20 protein-coding genes are annotated in these 20,612 nt (G+C 70.2%); 10 read left to right on the top strand and 10 right to left on the bottom strand.

Annotated elements, in window-relative coordinates:
* Nucleotides 1-68 precede the first annotated feature (68 nt).
* The 4 genes from CNQ36_RS24840 to CNQ36_RS24825 all read left to right on the top strand — a co-directional run bounded on the left by CNQ36_RS24840 (nt 69) and on the right by CNQ36_RS24825 (nt 4,075).
* Nucleotides 69-1,445 (top strand): extracellular solute-binding protein, encoded by a 1,377-nt coding sequence (locus tag CNQ36_RS24840; RefSeq protein ID WP_121547581.1) that lies wholly within the window; start codon nt 69-71, stop codon nt 1,443-1,445.
* On the top strand, nt 1,442-2,311 hold the full coding sequence (locus tag CNQ36_RS24835; protein ID WP_121547580.1) for a carbohydrate ABC transporter permease: 870 nt from the start codon (nt 1,442-1,444) through the stop codon (nt 2,309-2,311). Before CNQ36_RS24840 ends, CNQ36_RS24835 begins: the two co-directional genes overlap by 4 nt.
* A 6-nt stretch (nt 2,312-2,317) precedes the next feature.
* The gene (locus CNQ36_RS24830) at nt 2,318-3,151 is read left to right on the top strand and encodes a carbohydrate ABC transporter permease (RefSeq protein WP_121547579.1); all 834 of its coding nucleotides are present in this window, start codon (nt 2,318-2,320) and stop codon (nt 3,149-3,151) included.
* Nucleotides 3,152-3,367: 216 nt separating this feature from the next.
* Nucleotides 3,368-4,075, top strand: a complete 708-nt coding sequence (locus CNQ36_RS24825; protein WP_121547578.1) for a helix-turn-helix domain-containing protein — start codon at nt 3,368-3,370, stop codon at nt 4,073-4,075.
* A 55-nt stretch (nt 4,076-4,130) separates the two neighbouring features.
* Here the strand turns inward: CNQ36_RS24825 and CNQ36_RS24820 are convergent, their stop codons facing one another.
* The gene (locus CNQ36_RS24820) at nt 4,131-5,156 is read right to left on the bottom strand and encodes an ATP-dependent 6-phosphofructokinase (RefSeq protein WP_004925343.1); all 1,026 of its coding nucleotides are present in this window, start codon (nt 5,154-5,156) and stop codon (nt 4,131-4,133) included.
* Nucleotides 5,157-5,357: 201 nt separating this feature from the next.
* On the opposite strand from CNQ36_RS24820, the gene pta reads away from it, so the two are divergent.
* The 3 genes from pta to pyk all read left to right on the top strand — a co-directional run bounded on the left by pta (nt 5,358) and on the right by pyk (nt 10,169).
* The gene (gene pta, locus CNQ36_RS24815; RefSeq protein WP_121547577.1) at nt 5,358-7,460 is read left to right on the top strand and encodes a phosphate acetyltransferase; all 2,103 of its coding nucleotides are present in this window, start codon (nt 5,358-5,360) and stop codon (nt 7,458-7,460) included.
* A complete protein-coding gene (locus tag CNQ36_RS24810; protein ID WP_004925350.1) occupies nt 7,457-8,668 on the top strand; it encodes an acetate kinase in 1,212 nt (403 codons plus the stop codon). Before pta ends, CNQ36_RS24810 begins: the two co-directional genes overlap by 4 nt.
* A 73-nt stretch (nt 8,669-8,741) precedes the next feature.
* The gene (gene pyk / locus CNQ36_RS24805) at nt 8,742-10,169 is read left to right on the top strand and encodes a pyruvate kinase (protein WP_121547576.1); all 1,428 of its coding nucleotides are present in this window, start codon (nt 8,742-8,744) and stop codon (nt 10,167-10,169) included.
* Nucleotides 10,170-10,262: 93 nt separating this feature from the next.
* Here the strand turns inward: pyk and CNQ36_RS24800 are convergent, their stop codons facing one another.
* From CNQ36_RS24800 to CNQ36_RS24780, 4 genes are all read right to left on the bottom strand, one after another.
* Entirely contained in the window at nt 10,263-11,546 is a 1,284-nt protein-coding gene (locus CNQ36_RS24800) for a hypothetical protein (protein ID WP_121547575.1), read from the bottom strand.
* The gene (locus tag CNQ36_RS24795) at nt 11,536-12,120 is read right to left on the bottom strand and encodes a DUF6114 domain-containing protein (RefSeq protein ID WP_121547574.1); all 585 of its coding nucleotides are present in this window, start codon (nt 12,118-12,120) and stop codon (nt 11,536-11,538) included. The genes CNQ36_RS24800 and CNQ36_RS24795 overlap by 11 nt, the downstream gene beginning before the upstream one ends.
* A gap of 188 nt (nt 12,121-12,308) precedes the next feature.
* Entirely contained in the window at nt 12,309-12,953 is a 645-nt protein-coding gene (locus CNQ36_RS24790; RefSeq protein WP_004925361.1) for a DUF6230 family protein, read from the bottom strand.
* Nucleotides 12,954-13,610: 657 nt separating this feature from the next.
* The gene (locus CNQ36_RS24780) at nt 13,611-14,591 is read right to left on the bottom strand and encodes a tetratricopeptide repeat protein (protein ID WP_004925363.1); all 981 of its coding nucleotides are present in this window, start codon (nt 14,589-14,591) and stop codon (nt 13,611-13,613) included.
* Between the two features lie 251 nt (nt 14,592-14,842).
* Here CNQ36_RS24780 and CNQ36_RS24775 point away from each other — a divergent pair, with 251 nt between their 5' ends.
* Complete coding sequence (locus CNQ36_RS24775; protein WP_004925366.1) at nt 14,843-15,475, top strand: TetR/AcrR family transcriptional regulator; 633 nt, start codon at nt 14,843-14,845, stop codon at nt 15,473-15,475.
* A 127-nt stretch (nt 15,476-15,602) separates the two neighbouring features.
* Nucleotides 15,603-16,415 (top strand): SAM-dependent methyltransferase, encoded by an 813-nt coding sequence (locus tag CNQ36_RS24770; RefSeq protein WP_121547573.1) that lies wholly within the window; start codon nt 15,603-15,605, stop codon nt 16,413-16,415.
* Between the two features lie 24 nt (nt 16,416-16,439).
* On the opposite strand, the gene CNQ36_RS24765 is transcribed toward CNQ36_RS24770, so the two are convergent.
* A complete protein-coding gene (locus CNQ36_RS24765; protein WP_004925373.1) occupies nt 16,440-18,140 on the bottom strand; it encodes a coenzyme B12-dependent isobutyryl-CoA mutase large subunit in 1,701 nt (566 codons plus the stop codon).
* Nucleotides 18,141-18,235: 95 nt separating this feature from the next.
* On the opposite strand from CNQ36_RS24765, the gene CNQ36_RS24760 reads away from it, so the two are divergent.
* On the top strand, nt 18,236-18,577 hold the full coding sequence (locus CNQ36_RS24760) for a DUF3817 domain-containing protein (RefSeq protein ID WP_121547572.1): 342 nt from the start codon (nt 18,236-18,238) through the stop codon (nt 18,575-18,577).
* Nucleotides 18,578-18,603: 26 nt separating this feature from the next.
* On the opposite strand, the gene CNQ36_RS24755 is transcribed toward CNQ36_RS24760, so the two are convergent.
* From CNQ36_RS24755 to CNQ36_RS24740, 4 genes are all read right to left on the bottom strand, one after another.
* On the bottom strand, nt 18,604-19,197 hold the full coding sequence (locus CNQ36_RS24755; protein WP_228313065.1) for a hypothetical protein: 594 nt from the start codon (nt 19,195-19,197) through the stop codon (nt 18,604-18,606).
* A gap of 40 nt (nt 19,198-19,237) precedes the next feature.
* Nucleotides 19,238-19,747, bottom strand: a complete 510-nt coding sequence (locus CNQ36_RS24750) for a MarR family winged helix-turn-helix transcriptional regulator (RefSeq protein WP_004925395.1) — start codon at nt 19,745-19,747, stop codon at nt 19,238-19,240.
* A 64-nt stretch (nt 19,748-19,811) separates the two neighbouring features.
* Nucleotides 19,812-20,114, bottom strand: a complete 303-nt coding sequence (locus tag CNQ36_RS24745) for an MTH1187 family thiamine-binding protein (protein WP_004925398.1) — start codon at nt 20,112-20,114, stop codon at nt 19,812-19,814.
* Nucleotides 20,111-20,455, bottom strand: coding sequence for a DUF3817 domain-containing protein (locus tag CNQ36_RS24740; protein WP_004925401.1), 345 nt, complete (start codon nt 20,453-20,455; stop codon nt 20,111-20,113). The genes CNQ36_RS24745 and CNQ36_RS24740 overlap by 4 nt, the downstream gene beginning before the upstream one ends.
* Nucleotides 20,456-20,612: the final 157 nt, after the last annotated feature.

Below are 20,612 nucleotides of genomic sequence, written 5' to 3'. Positions count from 1 at the left end.
AGACCACTCAACCTACGTTCACCGGGCAGCCGTTCCCGCGCCACAACGAAGTGCGTCCGCAGGAGGTCATGCCCGTGCGCCCCACCGCCGCCCTCCCCACCGCTCTCGCCCTCACCCTCGCCGCCGCGGCCACGCTCACCGCCTGCGGCGGTGGCTCCGGCAGTGATCCCGACACCGTCAAGGTCTCGTTCAAGCAGTCCACGGACAACTCCATCAAGGTGATGGACACCTATCTCGCGGACATCAAGGAGCAGTTCGAGAAGGCGAACCCCGGCAAGAAGGTGGAGCTCGTCCCCATCAAGGCCCCGGACGCCGAGTACTACACCAAGCTCCAGCAGATGCTCCGCTCCCCCAAGACCGCGCCCGACCTGGTCTACGAGGACACCTTCCTCATCAACTCCGACATCACCAGCGGGTACTTGAAGCCCCTCGACCCGTATCTGGCGAAGTGGAAGGACTGGGAGCGGTTCATCGACACCGCGAAGGCGGCGGCCAAGGGCGAGGACGGCAAGACGTACGGCGTCCCGGACGGCACCGACACCCGGGGGCTGTGGTTCAGCAAGGACGTCTTCGCCAAGGCCGGACTCCCCACCGACTGGCAGCCGAGGACCTGGGACGAGGTGCTGGAGGCGGCCCGCACCATCAAGGAGAAGGTCCCGGACGTCATCCCGCTGAACGTCTACACCGGCAAGCCGGTCGGTGAGGCGGCCACCATGCAGACCTTCGAGATGCTGCTCTACGGCACCGGCGACGCCACGTCCGACCCGCTCTACGACAAGGGCGGCAAGAAGTGGATCACCTCGGGGAAGGGGTTCGAGGACTCCCTCGCCTTCGTCGAGACGGTCTACCGGGAGAAGCTCGGCCCGGAGGTCTCCGACGCCCTCGATCCCAACGTCGGCACCCGGGTGCGCGGCGAGTGGCTGCCGCAGGGCAGGCTCGGTATCGCGCTGGACGGCTCCTGGCTGCCGCAGGACTGGCTGGAGGGCAGCGGGCACGAGTGGCCCGAGTGGTCGAAGGAGCTGGGTCTCGCCGCGATGCCGACGCAGAACGGGCAGGCCCCCGGCAGGGTGAGCATGTCCGGCGGCTGGACCTGGGCGGTCCCGGCCAAGGCGGGCAACCCGGACCTGGCCTTCGAGTTCATCAAGACGATGCAGACCAAGGCCAACGCGCAGAAGTGGTACGTCGCCAACTCCGGCATCGCGGTCCGCGAGGACGTCGCGAACGACCCCGCGTACGCCGAGGCCCAGCCCGGCATCAGCTTCTTCACCGGCCTGGTGGAGCACACCCACTACCGGCCCGCGTACCCGGCGTACCCGAAGGTCTCGACGGCCATCCAGGAGGCGATGGAGGGCGTGACCACGGGTGACATGTCGGTCGAGGAGGCCGCGCGCGGCTACGACGACGCGCTCAGGGACGCCACCGACAACCAGGTCGTCGAGAGGTGAGCGACGGGGCGCGCCGGCTCCTCCCCCGCTTCCTGCCCCTCACCCCCGCGCTGGCCCTGCTGCTCCTGTTCCTCGCCGGGCCGATCGCGTACTGCGTCCTGATCGCCTTCACCGATCTCCAGCTGACCGGTCAGGCGGAGGAGTCGTTCGTCGGCCTGGAGAACTTCCGGCGGGCGTTCGGGGACGAGGACTTCCTCAACGCCGTATGGCTGACGGTGGTGTTCACCGTGCTGTCGTCGCTGGTCGGGCAGAACACGCTCGGGCTGGCGCTGGCCTCGCTGATGCGGCGGGCGTCCAAACCGGTGCGCACGCTCACCGGCGGCATCGTGGTCACGGCGTGGGTGCTGCCGGAGGTCGTGGCCGGGTTCCTGCTGTACGCCTTCTTCCGCCGCGAGGGGACGCTCAACGCCGTCCTGGACCTCCTGCACCTGCCGTCGCAGAACTGGCTGTACACCCTGCCGATCCTGGCGGTGTCGTTCGCCAACGTCTGGCGCGGCACGGCGTTCTCGATGCTGGTGTACTCGGCCGCCCTCGACGAGATCCCCAAGGAGATCACCGAGGCCGCCGAGGTGGACGGCGCCGGCGGCTGGCGCCGGATGTGGCACATCACCCTGCCGATGATCCGCCGCTCCATCGGCACCAACCTGATGCTCAACACGCTCCAGACGCTCTCGGTGTTCGGGCTGATCTGGGTGATGACGAGGGGCGGCCCCGGCGGCAAGAGCCAGACGCTGCCGCTGTTCATGTACGAACAGGCCTTCCAGAACAGCCTGATCGGCTACGGGACGGCGGTCGCGCTGCTGCTCCTGCTGGTCGGCTCGCTGTTCTCGCTCGTCTATCTGCGTCTGCTGCGGACGGAGGTCTGACCCGTCATGGCCCTCTCCTCACGCCGCACCGCCCGGCGCCTCGCCGCGGACGCCGGGCTGCTGGCCGTCGCCGCCGCGTTCGTGCTGCCGCTCGCCTGGGTGGTGCTGTCCGCGCTCGATCCGCGCGCCGGTCTCCGGGTGAAGGCCCCCGACGGTCTCACCCTGGACCACTTCGACGCGATCCTCACCGACGAGATCACCTTCACCCCGCTGCTGAACAGCCTCGTTCTGTGCGGGGGCGCGACCGCGCTGACCGTGGTGTGCGCCGCGCTCGCCGCCTATCCGCTCTCCCGCTTCCACTCCCGCCTCAACCGCCCCTTCCTGCTGACCATCCTCTTCGCGACCAGCCTGCCGATCACCGCGATCATGGTGCCGGTGTACGCGCTGTTCGTCAGGGTGGATCTGATCGACACCATGCAGGGCACCGTCTTCTTCTTCGCCGCCTCCCAACTGCCCTTCGCGATCTGGCTGATGAAGAACTTCATGGACGGCGTGCCCAAAGAGCTGGAGGAGGCGGCCTGGACGGACGGGGCGTCGTCCCTGCAGTCCCTGGCCCGGATCGTGCTGCCGCTGATGGGGCCGGGCGTGGCGGTGGTGACGGTCTTCTCGTTCGTGATGATGTGGGGGAACTTCTTCGTCCCCTTCATGCTGCTGCTCACCCCGGACCAGATGCCGGCCTCCGTGAGCATCAACGACTTCTTCGGCAACCGCGGCATGGTGGCGTACGGGCAGCTCGCCGCGTTCTCGATCGTCTACTCGACGCCCGTGATCCTGCTGTACGTGCTGATCGCGCGGCGGCTGGGAGGGGGGTTCGCGCTGGGCGGGGCGGTGAAGGGGTGAGCGGGGCGGCGGGTTTGCGCCGCGCGCCGTGCGGCGAACGGGCCTGTCCGGGGCGTGCAGGACGCCTGCGCCGCCGTAGGAGCGGTCCAGGAACGGCAAGGTCAGTGGGCATATGCGTGAATGATCGTTAACGGCCGCACGCCGCCGGCCGGGCCGTTCCACACTCCGTAATCCTGGCCGAACAGAGTGTAGTCAGCCCCGCCCGGCGGCCCTAGCTTGTGGGCCGTGCGCCGACCTTCCGCTGCCGGGGACCGCCATCCGCCCCCGCCGTTCAACGCCCCCGCCGCCCGACGGCTCCGTACCGGACTCGGCATGGGCCCGGAACAGGTGGCCCACGCCCTGCGCGTCTCCTACGGGCTGCCGTACGTCACGTCCGCTCTCGTCGACGCCTGGGAACGCCGGAGCGCCGCCCCTTCCCACACCGAACTCGCCGCGCTGGCGTGCGCGTTGTGGTGCTCGCCGGGTGATCTCATCGGGCGGCCGCGCACCCTGCGCGAACACCGGGTCGCACGGGGACTGTCGCCCGAGGAGGTGGCCCGCACGGTCGGCCACGAACTCCACGCTTATCTGCGGATGGAGGAGACCGGCCGCTGGCGCGGCACCGACCGGCAGGTCGCCGCCCTGGCCCGGCTGCTGGCACTGTCCCTGGCCGACGTCGTCACCGTCACCGGCCGGGAGGAGAAACTCGCGGAGCTGCTGCGCGGCGCGGCGACCACCCGCTGGGGGGCCTACGTCCGCCCGGTCGCCAGGCTCGTGCCCATGGACCGCCGCAGCCTGGAAGCGGCCCTCCACCAACTGCACCAGGACTACCGGGCCCATATGGCCGCCACCCTCAACTGGGGCAGCAGCGGACCCGACGAGGCGGGCGACGAGTACCTCGACAGGATCGTCGACCACTTCTGGGCGGCGACGGGGACCCTGTAGGAGACACGGGGCCGTGTCGGCACACGGCCCCGCCCCACAGGCCCGGACACCCTTCCTAGAACACGGACTCCGCCTCGTCCATCCGGTCCCCAGGAACCGTCTTCAGCTCGGTCACCGCCTCCGCCAGCGGCACCATCACGATGTCGGTCCCCCGCAGGGACGTCATCTTGCCGAAGTCGCCCCGGTGCGCCGCCTCCACCGCGTGCCACCCGAACCGCGTCGCGAGCACACGGTCGTACGCCGTCGGCGTGCCACCGCGCTGGACGTGTCCGAGGATGACCGGCTTCGCCTCCTTGCCGAGCCGCCGCTCCAGCTCGTGCGCCAGTGCCGTGCCGATGCCCTGGAAGCGCTCGTGCCCGAACTTGTCGATCTCGCCCTTGCCGTAGTCCATGGTCCCGTCGGCGGGGTGGGCGCCCTCGGCGACGCAGATGACGGCGAACTTCTTGCCGCGGGCGAAGCGTTCCTCGACCATCTTCACCAGCTGCGCCGGGTCGAAGGGACGCTCGGGCAGGCAGATGCCGTGGGCGCCGGCGGCCATGCCGGACTCCAGGGCGATCCAGCCCGCGTGCCGGCCCATGACCTCGACGACCATCACCCGCTGGTGGGACTCGGCGGTGGTCTTCAGCCGGTCCATCGCCTCGGTGGCGACGCCCACGGCGGTGTCGAAGCCGAAGGTGCGGTCGGTGGAGGAGATGTCGTTGTCGATCGTCTTCGGGACCCCGACCACCGGCAGACCGGCGTCGGACAGCATGCGGGCCGCGGTCAGCGTGCCCTCGCCGCCGATCGGGATCAGCGCGTCGATGCCGAAGTCGCGGATCATGTCGGAGGCGTTCTCGCAGGCCTCGCGAAGCCGGTCGCGCTCCAGCCGGGAGGAGCCCAGTATCGTGCCGCCGCGGGCCAGGATGCCGCTGACCGCGTTGAGGTCGAGCGGTCGGTAGCGGCCGTCCAGCAGGCCGGAGTAGCCGTCCTCGAAGCCGATGACCTCGTCGCCGTAGTTGTCGACCGCGCGGTGCACGACCGACCGGATCACCGCGTTCAGCCCAGGGCAGTCGCCGCCTGCGGTGAGGACTCCTATACGCATCGTGCTCTGTCTCCTGGTCGATGTCGGTTCCGGTGAGCCGGCTTCGATTGTTTCATGTCCCCCGCTCCCGCGCCGAGGCCCCATGGGCGGGCGTCTTAACCAGCGCCGGAGGTATTGTCAAGAGGGATCTGCTCACCTCGGTGGGCGATTTTTCTGGCCCGACGATGCCTCTTGCGGCCCCCGACGAAACGGAGAGCGCGCGTGACCCGCAGCGTGTACGTGACCGGTATCGACCGCGGCGACGGCCGCCAGGTCGTCGAGCTCGGGGTCATGGAGCTCCTGACCCGGCAGGTCGACCGGGTGGGGGTCTTCCGTCCGCTGGTGCACGACGGGCCCGACCGCCTCTTCGAGCTGCTGCGGGCCCGCTACCGGCTCACCCAGGACCCGGCGACCGTCTACGGTCTCGACTACCACGAGGCGTCCGCGCTGCAGGCCGAGCGGGGCACGGACGAGCTGGTGTCCACCCTCGTCGAGCGGTTCCACCGCGTCGCCCGCGACTACGACGTCGTGCTCGTCCTCGGCACCGACTACGCCGACACCCAGCTCCCCGACGAACTGTCGCTGAACGCCCGGCTCGCCAACGAGTTCGGCGCCTCGGTGATCCCGGTGGTGGGCGGCCGCCGGCAGACCGCCGAGTCGGTGCGCGCCGAGACCCGCAACGCCTACCGCGCCTACGCCACCCTGGGCTGCGACGTGCTCGCCATGGCGGTCAACCGGGTCGCCCGCGACGACCGGGACGAGATCGCCGAGCGGCTGACCAACCGGCTGCCGGTGCCCTGCTACGTCTTTCCCGACGAGCCGGCGCTCTCCGCCCCGACCGTCTCCCAGATCGCGCACACCCTCGGCGCGAAGGTGGTGCTCGGCGACGACTCCGGGCTGGCCCGCGACGCGCTGGACTTCGTCTTCGGCGGCGCGATGCTGCCGAACTTCCTCGCCGCCCTGACCCCGGGCTGTCTGGTGGTCACCCCCGGCGACCGCGCCGACCTGGTCGTCGGCGCGCTGGCCGCGCACAGCGCGGGCACCCCGCCGATAGCCGGGGTGCTGCTCACCCTGGGCGAGGAGCCCGACGAGGACATCCTCACCCTGTCGGACCGGCTCGCCCCCGGCACCCCGGTGCTCTCGGTGCCCGGCAACAGCTTCCCCACCGCCGAGCAGCTCTTCTCCCTGGAGGGCAAGCTCAACGCGGCCACCCCGCGCAAGGCGGAGCGGGCCCTCGGCCTCTTCGAGCGGTACGCCGACACCTCCGACCTCACCAAGCGGGTCTCCGCGCCCAGCAGCGACCGTGTCACCCCGATGATGTTCGAGCACAAGCTGCTCGAACAGGCCCGCTCCGACCTGCGCCGGGTGGTGCTCCCCGAGGGCGCCGAGGAGCGGGTGCTGCACGCGGCGGAGGTGCTGCTGCGCCGGGGCGTGTGCGAGCTGACCCTGCTCGGCGACGTCGACCTGATCCGCAAGAAGGCCGCCGACCTGGGCGTCGACCTCGGCGACAGCCGGCTGATCGACCCGGCCACCTCCGAGCTGCGGGACTCCTTCGCCGAGAAGTACGCGGCGCTGCGCGCCCACCGGGGCGTCACCGTGGAGCTGGCCTACGACGTCGTCTCGGACGTGAACTACTTCGGCACGCTGATGGTGCAGGAGGGCCTCGCCGACGGCATGGTGTCCGGCTCGGTGCACTCCACGGCCGCGACGATCCGTCCGGCGTTCGAGATCATCAAGACCAAGCCGGACGCGGACATCGTCTCCTCCGTCTTCTTCATGTGCCTGGCCGACAAGGTGCTGGTCTACGGCGACTGCGCGGTCAACCCGGACCCGGACGCCGAGCAGCTCGCCGACATCGCCGTGCAGTCCGCGGTGACGGCGGCGCGCTTCGGGGTGGAGCCGCGGATCGCGATGCTGTCGTACTCGACGGGCACGTCCGGTTCCGGCGCCGACGTCGACAAGGTGCGCACGGCCACCGAGCTGGTGCGCTCGCGCCGGCCCGATCTGCGGATCGAGGGGCCGATCCAGTACGACGCGGCCGTGGAGCCGTCGGTCGCGGCGACCAAGCTGCCGGGCTCGGAGGTCGCGGGGCAGGCGACGGTGCTGATCTTCCCCGACCTGAACACCGGCAACAACACCTACAAGGCCGTGCAGCGCTCGGCCGGCGCCATCGCCGTCGGCCCGGTGCTCCAGGGGCTGCGCAAGCCGGTCAACGACCTGTCCCGCGGCGCCCTCGTCCAGGACATCGTGAACACCGTCGCCATCACGGCGATCCAGGCCCAGTCCCCCGCCCCGGTCCCGAGCGAGAAGGCAGCCGTCCAGTGAGCCCCTCCCGTGTACTCGTCCTCAACTCCGGCTCGTCGTCGGTGAAGTACCAGCTGCTGGACATGCGCGACAGCAGCCGGCTGGCCGCCGGGCTGGTCGAGCGGATCGGCGAGCGGACCTCCCTCGTCCGGCACACGCCGCTGGCGTCGGGCGGGGAGACCCGGGAGCGGACCGGCCCGGTCGACGGCCACGACGCCGCCCTGAAGGCGATGGCCGAGGAGCTCGCCGCCGACGGGCTGGGGCTGGACTCCCCCGAGCTGGCCGCGATCGGACACCGTGTGGTGCACGGCGGCATGCACTTCACCGAGCCGACGGTGATCGACGAGCCGGTGCTGGCCGAGATCGAGCGGCTGATCCCGGTGGCGCCGCTGCACAACCCGGCCAACCTCACCGGCATCCGCACGGCGATGGCGCTGCGCCCGGACCTGCCGCAGGTCGCCGTCTTCGACACCTCCTTCCACACCACGATGCCGGAGTCGGCCGCCCGCTACGCGATCGACGTGAAGACCGCCGACGAGCACCGGGTCCGCCGCTACGGCTTCCACGGCACCTCGCACGCCTACGTCTCCCGGGCGACGGCGGAACTGCTCGGCAGGGCGCCGGAGGAGGTCAACGTCATCGTGCTGCACCTGGGCAACGGGGCGTCCGCCTCGGCCGTGCGGGGCGGGCGCTGCGTGGACACCTCCATGGGGCTGACGCCCTTGGAGGGGCTCGTGATGGGTACGCGGTCGGGAGACATGGACCCGGCCGTCATCTTCCATTTGATGCGTGTTGGCGGAATGTCCGCCGACGAGATCGACACTCTCCTCAACAAGAAGAGCGGTCTGGTCGGGCTGTGCGGTGACAACGACATGCGGGAGATCCGGCGCCGGATCGACGAGGGCGACGCGCGGGCGGAGCTCGCGTTCGACATCTACATTCACCGGCTGAAGAAGTACATCGGCGCCTATTACGCCGTTCTCGGGCGGGTGGACGCGGTGGTCTTCACCGCCGGGGTCGGCGAGAACGCCGCTCCGGTGCGGGAGGCGGCCGTGGCGGGCCTGGAGGGGCTGGGCCTGGCGGTCGACGCGGGGCGCAACGCCGCACGGGGCGGCGGGGCGCGGCTGATCTCGCCCGAGGGCGCGCGGGTCGCGGTCGCGGTGGTGCCGACGGACGAGGAAATGGAGATCGCACAGCAGACATACGCACTGGTCGGAAAGAACAACTGAGCAGGGACTTTCTCATTTGCACATTCCGCCAGACGGAATATTCCGGAGCGAAACAAACCGATAGGATCGCCCCATGCGCCGTTCGAAAATCGTCTGTACTCTCGGCCCCGCGGTCGACTCCCACGAGCAGCTTGTCGCCCTGATCGAAGCCGGCATGAACGTGGCCCGCTTCAACTTCAGCCACGGCTCGCACGCCGAGCACCAGGGCCGGTACGACCGGGTCCGTGCCGCCTCCAAGGAGACGGGCAGGGCCATCGGCGTCCTCGCCGACCTCCAGGGCCCGAAGATCCGCCTGGAGACCTTCGCCGAGGGTCCCGTCGAGCTGGTGCGCGGTGACGAGTTCACCATCACCACCGAGGACGTCGCGGGCGACAGGACGATCTGCGGCACGACCTACAAGGGCCTGCCGGGCGACGTGTCCCGCGGCGACCAGATCCTCATCAACGACGGCAACGTCGAGCTGAAGGTGCTGGACGTCGAGGGCCCGCGGGTGAAGTCGATCGTCATCGAGGGCGGTGTCATCTCCGACCACAAGGGCATCAACCTGCCCGGCACGGCGGTGAACGTGCCCGCGCTGTCCGAGAAGGACGTCGAGGACCTGCGGTTCGCCCTGCGGATGGGCTGCGACCTGGTCGCGCTGTCCTTCGTCCGGGACGCCAAGGACGTCGCGGACGTCCACCGCGTGATGGACGAGGAGGGCCGCCGGGTCCCCGTCATCGCCAAGGTGGAGAAGCCGCAGGCGGTGGAGAACATGGAGGACGTCGTGATGGCGTTCGACGGTGTGATGGTCGCGCGCGGCGACCTCGCCGTCGAGTACCCGCTCGAGAAGGTCCCCATGGTGCAGAAGCGCCTGATCGAGCTGTGCCGGCGCAACGCCAAGCCGGTGATCGTGGCGACCCAGATGATGGAGTCGATGATCACCAACTCCCGGCCGACCCGCGCCGAGGCCTCCGACGTGGCCAACGCGATCCTGGACGGCGCCGACGCGGTCATGCTCTCCGCCGAGTCGAGCGTGGGCGCGTACCCGGTGGAGACCGTGCGGACGATGTCGAAGATCGTCCAGGCGGCCGAGCAGGAGCTGCTCTCCAAGGGCCTGCAGCCGCTGGTGCCGGGCAAGAAGCCGCGCACCCAGGGCGGTTCGGTGGCCCGCGCCGCCTGCGAGATCGCCGACTTCCTCGACGGCAAGGGCCTGGTGGCCTTCACCCAGTCCGGCGACACCGCCCGGCGGCTGTGCCGCTACCGGGTCGCCCAGCCGATCCTGGCGTTCACCACCGACGAGTCGACCCGCAACCAGCTGGCGCTCAGCTGGGGCGTGGAGCCGCACGTGGTGCCGTTCGTGAACAGCACCGACGAGATGGTCGAGCTGGTGGAGCAGGAGCTGGTCAAGCTGAACCGCTTCAGCAAGGGCGACACCATGGTCATCACGGCGGGCTCGCCCCCCGGTGTCCCCGGCACCACCAACATGGTCCGCGTGCACCACCTGGGCGGCTCGACGAGCTGACCCGCCAAGGGCCCGTACGGCACCGAGGGCGCCCCTGCGCGCAGGGGGCGCCCTCGGTGTTTCCGCGGCTCCCGGAAGGGTCCTGACGGGTGCTCAGTCGGTGATGTACTGCTGCAGCCCGGGTACGTGGAGGGTGCCGCCGAACTGGCCGGCCTGCTTCACCGTCACCTTGGTGAAGTAGATGAGCGGGATGTCCAGCGGGGGCGGGTTCTCCGGGTCGAACGTGATCGGTATCAGCCCGAGCAGGTTGCCGGAGATGCTCTCGGTGTACATCACGGTGTCGCCGTCGCGGATGGTCGACGTCGACCCCTTGGCGGCCTGCACGTGGTGGGTCTTGCCGGACAGGTCGTCCTTGACGGTCTGGTGCAGGTCGCCGATGTCGGTGCCGCCGGAGATGACGTACTTCAGCACCTTCTTGGTGGCGCCGCTGGAGGTCCGCACCTCGACGATGCCCTTGTACGAGGCGCCCTTGAGCGTCAGCGAACTGGCGTTCAGGGTCCAGGCGTCCTCGGGCAGCAGGATCTTGTTGTCGACCCCGCCCTCGGCGTCGGTGGCGACCGGGCAGTCCTCGGGGTCGACGGCGTCCGACTCCGACTCGGAGGGGCTCGGCGAGGCGGTCGCCTCCTCGGCAACCTCCTCGACCGTCTCCGTGGCGTCCTCGGCGGCCTCCGACGCCTTGCCCGCGGTGTCCTCCGCGGTGTCCTTCGCCGCTTCGGCGACCTTCTCGGTGGTCTCCTGCACGGCGCCGGCCGCGTCCTCGACCGCGCCGCCGGCCTCCTCCTCGGCGGAGGCGGAGGCGGACGGGGTGGGGCTCGCCTCGGCCTCCTTCTCCTTCGGGGTGAAGACGTCCTTGATGGCGTCCCCGAGGTCCTCGAGGACGTTGCGCTCGGTCTCCGAGGGCGACGGGGCGGGCTCGTCCTGCCCGGCGGAGTCGTCCCCGCCCGCGGTCGCGGAGGGAGCGGGAGCCGGCTCGTCCTTGTCGTCGGAACCTGAATCCGACGAAGAGGGCGTGTCCTTGTCCGCTTCCGGGGCCTTCTGCTCGGGGGTCTCGGGGGCCGGCTCCGCCGACTCCTCGTCCGCGGCCGCGCTCTCGCTCGCCGAGGCGGACGGCGAGGGCGACGCGGTGGCGTCGTCCTTCTCGTCACCCTTCAGGACCTCGATGCAGTCCTTGTACTCGTCGGCGGTCAGGCTGTTCGCGGGCGGCGTCGCGTCGTTGCCGTCGGCGAGGGCCAGCGTGGGGGTGAACCCCATGCCCATGAGGACGGCGGTGGGCATCGCCGCCAGGGCTATCGCCTTGCCGCTCGGCACGTGGAATCTGGTGAACAGCGGCTTCCTGGGGGCCGCGTGACGCGGCCCGCGCACCTCTTCAGCCGACACGGTGCCCCCCGTCGTGGACGGCGGCCCGGACCCCGTCGGCCTCCCCGCCGTCGTGCTTCTCGAACGAGGGAGCCGGGTAGTGCCGCTCCGCGACGTGGTCCTCGGGCAGATCGCCGGTGGCGCCGTGCGCCGTGGGCGCGTCGGAACCGCCGTGCTCCCCGGGCGCCTCGTCCTGCGGCCTGCCCGGCGCCCAGGAGAGGGCGAGGGCGCCGCCGACCAGCGCCAGCAGGAAGCCGATCAGGAAGCCGCCTATGTTGGAGACCACCAGGGACACCAGGGCCAGCAGGATCGCCGCGACACCGGCGAAGACCCGGGTGGCCGACTGGAACCACATGGTCAGGCCCAGCGTGACCAGCAGTACGCCGATGATCAGCGATCCCGCGCCCGCGGTCGTCGCCATGGCGAGCGACATGTGGCCCAGCTTGAGCGTGGCGTAGGGGAAGTACGCGATGGGGATTCCGCCCAGCAGCGTGAACAGACCGGCCCAGAACGGCCGGGTGCCCCGCCAGTCGCGAAATCGCAGACGCAACCGGTCGAAGTTCCCGGCGCTCTCGCCCGGAGTCTCGGCACTCATGGAAAAAGCTCCCTGGGTCCGGTGGAAGTACGTACCGGCTCGGCCGTAGGCGTGGAGAAGCCGGAAGGTGGAAGTCTGTGAGGTGGCCCGGCACGCGGACCTGCCGGGCCGGCGGGGCGGAGAAGCCAGAACTTCCCCGCCCCCCGGGGCGGCTCAGCCACCCCGGGAACACCCCGGTGACGGAGCCGTCAGTAGCACTCCATCTTGGCGTCCGTACCGAGACGCATCGACAGGCCGCTCAGCTTGAACGTGCCGGCCGTGGTCGCCCACGCCGTCTGCTTGACGCCGTAGAGGTCGGCCGTCTCGGCCTGCTGCGCGAAGCCACCCGGCAGGGTGGTCTTCTCGTCCTTGTTCGCCGGGCCGCGCGTCTTGTCCTTGATCGCGACACCGATGTCGATGTTCTTGAACGTCGCATCGGCGTCGAGCTGGGCGACGTCGATGTAGAGGTTCTTGGCCTCGACCGGCTTCTTCGCGTCGTTGCCGGCCTCGAGACGGAGGTAGATCGTCTTCCCGATGAGGGGAATCTCCGTCTTGACCGACTGGCACATCTTGCTGATCGTCGCGTCGTCGAACGACGAGATCGCGACGGGCACCTGCGTCTTGGTCTTGCCGTCGGTCGACGTGTAGACGCTGTCGATGCCGCCGTACTGGGCGAAACCCTCACCGTGCAGGTGACCGGCCGTCACCTTGAACTGCTGGCCGGAGACGCTGAACGAGGCCGCGAGAGCGCCCTGTGCCAGGCCGACACCCACCGCCGCCGTGGCGACCACGCTGGGCACCATGACAACGGCGAACCGCTTCCATCTGGTCCCGCCACGCACCTGGGACTCCATATTTCCTCCTTCTCGGACGTACATCTCCTGCCCCTGACTCGTCGCCATCAACGGCGGCTCAGCCGGGCAGGGATGGGAGAAGTGCTACGTCCTCGGGAAGGAGAGCGCCCGAACTCGACGGCGCGTACGACGCACCCGAATCACCGGCGATCACCCCCGAGCGACAACCACTGGTCGCGCCTGACACGCATCACGCACAACCCTGCTGGACAGGCTTCACCGGGTGGGCGAAGACCCCCCTGTCCAAGGACCGGCGCCACTGCCGCCGGTCCTGCTCGGTGGGGACCCAGAGGTTCCCGCCGCCCGACCGGCTGTCGGGGTACGGGGAATGGACCGAGCGTCGCCGATCGTGGTGCATTCTCGCCGTCGACACAAGGGGGTTCGTTACTCGCTAGTAACGGCCGGATAACCGTGAGGCGGCGCACAGGGCCCGCTCAGCGACGCTGGGTGCACTGTGGGTGTCGTACAAAACTATTGATCGATGGACATAATCCGACAGACCACCGCCCGCGACTTACTCGCAGTAACAGCGGCCGCGATTACCAAGTTTTGGCAAAGCGCGGCCGCAGCGGCATCCGTGAGCCAATCGGCAACTCGGACCCCAGCGCCCTGAACGCCCGGCAAAACAGCCGGAATCGGGCGCGGAGTCCGGGTGGCTCAGAACAGGGCCCGCGCCAGCGCCCGGCGTGCGGCGATCACCCGCGGATCCTCGGCGCCGACCACCTCGAACAGCTCCAGCAGCCGCACCCGTACGGCGTCCCGGTCGTCGCCCGCGGTGCGCGCCACCGTCTCGATGAGCCGGCCGAAGGCGTCCTCGACGTGACCGCCCACCAGATCCAGGTCGGCGGCGGCGATCTGCGCGGCGGCGTCGGCCGGCTTCTCGGCGGCGTCCTGGCGCACCCGCTGCGGGTCCAGGCCCTGCACCCGCTGGAGCAGTTCGGCCTGGGCGAGGCCCAGCGCGGCCTCCGGGTTGCCCGGGTCGTCGGCGAGCACGTTCTTGTAGGCCTGGACGGCACCGGCAAGGTCGCCGCTGTCCAGGGCCTGCACCGCGGCCTCCAGCAGGGCGTCGTACGGGCCCACCGCCTCGGCGGGAGCCGCCTGGGCACCGCCGCCGCCCGGCTCGGCCTCGGGGTCGACGGAGAGACCGGTCAGGCCGAAGCGCTGCTCGCCGACCTGCACCAGCTGGTCCAGGGTCTGGCGGATCTGCGCCTCGCCCGCGGCCCCCTGGAAGAGCGGCAGGGCCTGTCCGGCGACCACCGCGAAGACCGCCGGGATCCCCTGGATCCCGAACTGCTGCATCAGCATCTGGTTGGCGTCGACGTCGATCTTGGCGAGCAGGATCCGACCGTTGTACTCGACGGTGAGCCGCTCCAGCAGGGGGCTCAGCTGCTTGCAGGGCTCGCACCACTCGGCCCAGAAGTCGATGACGACCGGGACCTCGGTGGAGCGCTGCAGGACGTCTTGCTCGAACCCGGCCTCGTCGACGTCGATGACGAGATCGGCCGGGGAGACGGCGCCCCCGCCGCCCTGCCGGGCCGTTTCGGCGCGCGCCTGCTCCGCCTTCGCCTTGGCCTCCTGGGCCGCCTTCACCGCGGCGAGGTCGACGACCCCGCTCATGGACATGTTCCGTGGCTGCATGCGTCTATCCTCCCCCGTACGGCGCGCGTGTGTGAAAACGCCCGGGGAATGCCGGACGTTCCCGTGCTGCTGTGCGTGTCCTGCTGGGCGCCGGGTCCCCACCCCACGCCGGTGGTCGTCGCTCGGGCACACCGGTCCCGCGCGCTTTCGCTACGAGTCGTAGCGTAATGCCGGAGGGTGCTCGCGGAACAGCCCTCCCCGGTGATCTCCCTCACGCGCGGCCGCGCGGAATCCGCCGTTATCGTCGTGCCATGCAGAGCCGCACCCCAGCCAGTCGCACCGGGCGTCCGCGCAGCGCCGCCGCGGACGCCGCGATCCTGGCCGCGACCCGCGAGGCTCTGGTCGAACTGGGTTGGTCCAAGCTCACGTTGGGGGACGTGGCGGTCCGCGCCGGGGTCGCGAAGACGACCCTCTACCGGCGCTGGGCGGGCAAGAACGAACTGGTGGTGGACGCGGTCGCGGAGCTCTTCGACGAGCTGGTCCTGCCCGACCGCGGCTCGCTGGCCGCCGACATCGAGGGCGTGGTGCTCCAGTTCGCGGCGATCCTGGCCCGCCCGGAGGCCCGCAGCGGGCTGATGGCGGTGGTCTCGGAGTCCACCCGCGACGAGGCGCTGCGCGAGCGGATCCGCGACTCGATCGTGGACCGGCAGAAGCGGCTCGTCCTCGCGGGCCGGGCACGGGCGCAGGCGCGGGGCGAACTGCCGCCGGAGTCCGACGCCGGCGAGGCGGCGCGCACCGTCGACCTGATCTTCGACATGGTGGCCGGCGCGGTGGTGCACCGCACCCTGGTGAGCGCGGAACCCGCCGACGAGGAGTGGGTGCACGGCTTCACCCGGGTGCTGCTGTCGGGGCTCTCCGCCGCCCCCGATCCCGGCTCCGGGTGACTCCGGACTGCCGCGAACCGGCCACGGTCGGCCGGTAGTCACCTGTCGTCGGCCCCGGCCGCGCTGCGAGGATCGTGATCATCCCGCACCGGGACACAGGGGACACCGAGCAGCCGGGGAGGCTCGTATGACCGGGACCGAACGCGTCACCGCACGGATCGACACCTCCAGGCCGCACCCGGCCCGTGTCTACGACTGGTTCCTCGGGGGCAAGGACAACTACCCCGTGGACGAGGAACTGGGCCGCCAGATCATGAGCGTCGACGGCACGGCCCAGTACATCGCCCGCACCAACCGCTGGTTCATGCAGCGGGTCACCCGCTGGCTGGCCGGCGAGGCGGGCGTCCGCCAGTACCTGGACATCGGCACCGGCATCCCCACCGAGCCCAATCTGCACCAGATAGCCCAGGGCTTCGCACCGGAGTCCCGGGTCGTCTACACCGACAACGACCCCATCGTGCTGAAGCACGCCGAGGCGCTGCTGCACAGCACCCCCGAGGGCGTCACCGACTACGTCCAGGCCGATGTGCGCGAACCCGGCCGCATCCTGGAACAGGCCAGGGAGAGCCTGGACTTCGGCCGGCCGGTGGCGCTGTCCCTGGTGGCGCTGACGCACTTCCTCGGCGACGAGGACGACCCGTACGGACTGGTGGCGCGGCTGGTCGAGGCGCTGCCGTCGGGCAGCCACCTGGTGCTGTCGCAGCTCACCGCCGACTTCGACCCCGTGGCGGTCGGCCGCGGGGTCGAGATGTACAAGGCGGGCGGCGTCACGCTCGCGCCCCGCACCCGTGCGGAGATCGCCCGCTTCTTCGAGGGGCTGGATCTGGTGGAGCCCGGCCTGGTCCAGCTGACCGACTGGCGTCCCGAGCTGGCGGAGGGCGAGACCACCGACGAGCACGCGGTGATCTCGCTCTACGGAGCGGTGGCCCGCAAGCCGTAGCCTGCGGGCCGGCCGGTCCCTGGGCTAGAACCCGGCGGGCTCGGTGTAGACGCCCCACTCGTCGCGCAGGACGCCGCAGATCTCGCCGAGGGTCGCCTCCGCGCGTACGGCGTCGAGCATCGGCTCGATCATGTTGGCGCCGGAGCGCGCGGCGGCGACCATGGCGTCGAGCGCGCCGCGCACCTTCGCGTCGTCGCGTCCGGCCTTGCGCTCGCCGAGCAGCCGCACCTGCTCGCGCTCCACCTCGTGGCTGACCCGCAGGATCTCCAGGTCGCCGGTGACGGAACCGGTGTGGACGTTGACGCCGACGACCCGCTTGTCGCCCTTCTCCAGCGCCTGCTGGTAGCGGAACGCCGACTCGGCGATCTCGCCGGTGAACCAGCCGTCCTCGATGCCGCGCAGGATGCCGGAGGTGATGGGCCCGATCGGGTGCTTGCCGTCCGGGTGAGCGCGCAGCCCGCGCTCCTTGATCTGCTCGAAGATCTTCTCGGCGTCCGCCTCGATGCGGTCGGTGAGCTGCTCGACGTACCAGGAACCGCCCAGCGGGTCCGCGACGTTGCCGACGCCGGTCTCCTCCATCAGCACCTGCTGGGTGCGCAGGGCGATCTCGGCGGCCTGCTCGCTGGGCAGCGCGAGGGTCTCGTCGAGGGCGTTGGTGTGCAGCGAGTTGGTCCCGCCGAGCACCGCGGCCAGCGCCTCCACGGCGGTCCGCACGACGTTGTTGTACGGCTGCTGCGCGGTCAGCGAGACACCGGCGGTCTGGGTGTGGAACCGCAGCCACTGCGCCTTCTCGCTCTTCGCGCCGTACACGTCCCGCATCCAGCGCGCCCAGATGCGGCGGGCGGCGCGGAACTTGGCGATCTCCTCGAAGAAGTCGACGTGCGCGTCGAAGAAGAAGGACAACCCGGGCGCGAAGACGTCGACGTCGAGGCCGCGGCTGAGCCCCAGCTCCACGTACCCGAAGCCGTCGGCGAGCGTGTACGCCAGCTCCTGCGCGGCCGTCGAACCGGCCTCGCGGATGTGGTAGCCGGAGACCGACAGCGGCTTGTAGGCGGGGATGCCGGCCGCGCAGTGCTCCATCAGGTCGCCGATGAGGCGCAGATGGGGCTCGGGCTGGAAGAGCCACTCCTTCTGCGCGATGTACTCCTTGAAGATGTCCGTCTGCAGGGTGCCGTTGAGCACGCCGGGGTCGACGCCCTGGCGCTCGGCGGCGACCAGGTACATGCAGAAGACGGGCACGGCGGGCCCGCTGATCGTCATGGAGGTGGTGACGTCCCCGAGCGGGATGTCCCGGAACAGCACCTCCATGTCGGCCGCCGAGTCGATCGCCACCCCGCAGTGACCGACCTCGCCCAGCGAGCGGGGGTCGTCGGAGTCGCGGCCCATCAGCGTCGGCATGTCGAAGGCGACGGAGAGCCCGCCCCCGCCGTTGCCGAGGATCATCTTGTACCGCTCGTTGGTCTGCTCGGCGTTCCCGAACCCGGCGAACTGCCGGATGGTCCACGTCCGCCCCCGGTAGCCCGTCGGATACAGCCCCCGGGTGAAGGGGTACTCCCCCGGCCACCCGATCCGCTCGAACCCCTCATAGGTGTCCCCGTCCCGGGGCCCGTACACCGGCTCCACGGGATCGCCGGAGAGCGTGGTGAAATCCGCGTCGCGCTTCCGCGCGGCGTCATACCGGGCCTGCCAGCGACGGCGGCCCTCCTCGATGGCGTCAGCGTCCATGCCTTCAAATTTACTAGGACGTCCTAGTAATGGACAGCGTTGCAGGCCAGGACATGCGCGCAGGCCACCACAACGCACCAGCTACCCTCGGAGCCATGAAGAAGAGCGTCTTGACCCGCTACCGAGTGATGGCTTACATCACCGCAGTCCTGCTGGTTCTGCTGACCGTGGGCGTGATCGGCAAACGCCTCCTGGGCCTGGACGGATTCGACAGCTTCGTCACGGTGGTCGGAATCGCTCACGGCTGGCTGTACGTGCTGTACCTGATCTTCGCCTTCGACCTCGGCAGCAAGATGAAGATGCCGGTGGGGCGCCAGCTCTGGGTCCTGCTCGCCGGCACCATTCCGACGGCCGCCTTCTTCGTCGAGCGCCGGGTGACGCGCGAGGCCGAGCCGCTCATCGCGAAGCAGGCCGACGCGGCAGCCGCGACGGCCTGACGTCCGCTTTTCCAGAGCGGCGACACTCACTTCGTGACGTAGTGACACTGCGCGGCGCGGAGTTTGCCGTTGAGGTACAACTTCGCGCACGTCTTGCCGTATACCGGCAGTGTCTGCGGCGCGGCGTTCCTCAGCGGGGCCCCCGCACACTCCGCATGCGTGGCCCCACGTGATGTCTTGTAGGTCTTGCTGTTCGTGTCGGCGTAGGCGAAGTCGATCCTCCAGTTGCAGAACTGGGAGAAGGTCGCCGCCACACCCACGCAATCGACACCGGCGAGCTGGCTGGTGATGCGCTTGCCCGATCCCTTGACGGCGTGAGTCAGAAAGCAACCGACCGGCACCTTCACCGTGGCACCGCGCACCTCGTAGGTGAAACTGCCGATGGCAGCGGACCCGGTGGCGCTGGCGTGAGCCGGTGCCACGGCCCCCACGGACCCGGCAGCGGCCAAGGCGCACACCCCGAGGGCGGCCACCGCGCCACGAACAGTATTGAGAAAACGCATGTACAGGCTCCCGCTGACCGGCACGGGCGACGATCGCCCGCTGTAAGGCAGGTCGACAGGATCCCTGGAAGAGCCGACGGCCAAGCGTTTCTGCAGATCAGCAGGGGAAGAAATCACCGATAAGCGGTACTTCCCGGTCAACCGCTGGCTGCAGCGGTCACTCCCCCTCGAAGTCGCCCGCCGCCAGGCGCAGGGGGCGGAGGATCGCGAAGAGTTCTCCGCACTCCTCGGCGTCGTACGCGCCCAGGCCGAAGTCCATGGCCATCAGGTCGCGGGTGGCCGCCTCGACCACCTCGCGGCCCTTGTCGGTGATGGTGGCGAGGGTGCCGCGGCCGTCGTTGGGGTTGGGGCGCTTGGCGACCAGGCCGGAGCGGACCAGGCGGTCCACGGTGTTCGTCACCGACGTGGGGTGCACCATCAGGCGCTCGCCGATCTTGGACATCGGCAGCTCGCCGGACTTGGAGAAGGTCAGCAGCACCAGCGCCTCGTACCGCGCGAACGTGAGTTCGTACGGCTTCACCACCGCGTCCACCTCGGCCAGCAGGATCTGGTGCGCCCGCATGATCGAGGTGATCGCGGCCATCGACGGCACGCTGCCCCAGCGCTGCTTCCAGAGCTCGTCGGCGCGGGCGATGGGATCGAACGAGAGACTGAGCGGCTTCGACACGAAGCAGACCCTACCGGCCGGTCATATGGCGGTCAGCTCCGTCTCGCCCCTCGGTCCCCGCGGGTCAGCCGTCGTCGCGGGCCAGGTGCCGTTCCACCGTCTCCACCTTGGACGTCAGACCGTCCTCCACTCCCGGGCGGATGTCGGCCTTCAGGACCAGGGAGACGCGCGGCGCGCGTGCCTCCACCGCGGCCACGGCGCGCTTCACCACGTCCATGACCTCGTCCCACTCCCCCTCCACCGAGGTGAACATCGCGTCGGTGCGGTTCGGCAGGCCGGACTCGCGGACCACCCGCACGGCGTCGGCGACGTACTCCCCCACGTCCTCGCCGACGCCCAGCGGTGTCACCGAGAAGGCGACGATCACGCGCTCACCACTCCCTCGTTGCGGGCGCGGGTGGCGATCACCGCGTCCTCGGCCTCGCGCTTGAGCCGGCGGTCGGCGAAGAAGCCGCCGGTCGGCAGGACCGACATCAGGAAGTAGAAGGCGGCGGTCTTCAGCGGCCACTTGGCGCGGTTCCAGGCGTCGGCCCAGAAGAGCACGTACAGGACGAAGAGGAATCCGTGGACCGCGCCCATCACCGGGACGGCGTTGAAGTCCGTGGTGCGCTTCAGGACGGAGCAGACGAGCAGCAGCAGGAACGAGATCGCTTCGGGGCCCGAGACCAGGCGGAGGCGGCGGAGGGCGGAGGCGGTCTTGATGTCCACGGGTCACCTTCGGTGGGAGAGACGTCGGCGTCGATGGTTCGCACGGTTCGGACGGCTTGTGAACACACGCACAAGCGTCCCGGCCATTGTGACAAACGCCGTCCGCGATCACCGGAGGGGGTCCAGGGAGTCATCTCCGGGTCGGGTCGGGGTCCGA

Origin of the sequence: Streptomyces fungicidicus (assembly GCF_003665435.1) — a bacterium.
In the GTDB taxonomy this organism is placed as follows: domain Bacteria; phylum Actinomycetota; class Actinomycetes; order Streptomycetales; family Streptomycetaceae; genus Streptomyces; species Streptomyces fungicidicus.
The sequence above is the reverse complement of the archived record's forward strand: the minus strand, read 5'-3'. Positions and strand labels throughout refer to the sequence as shown.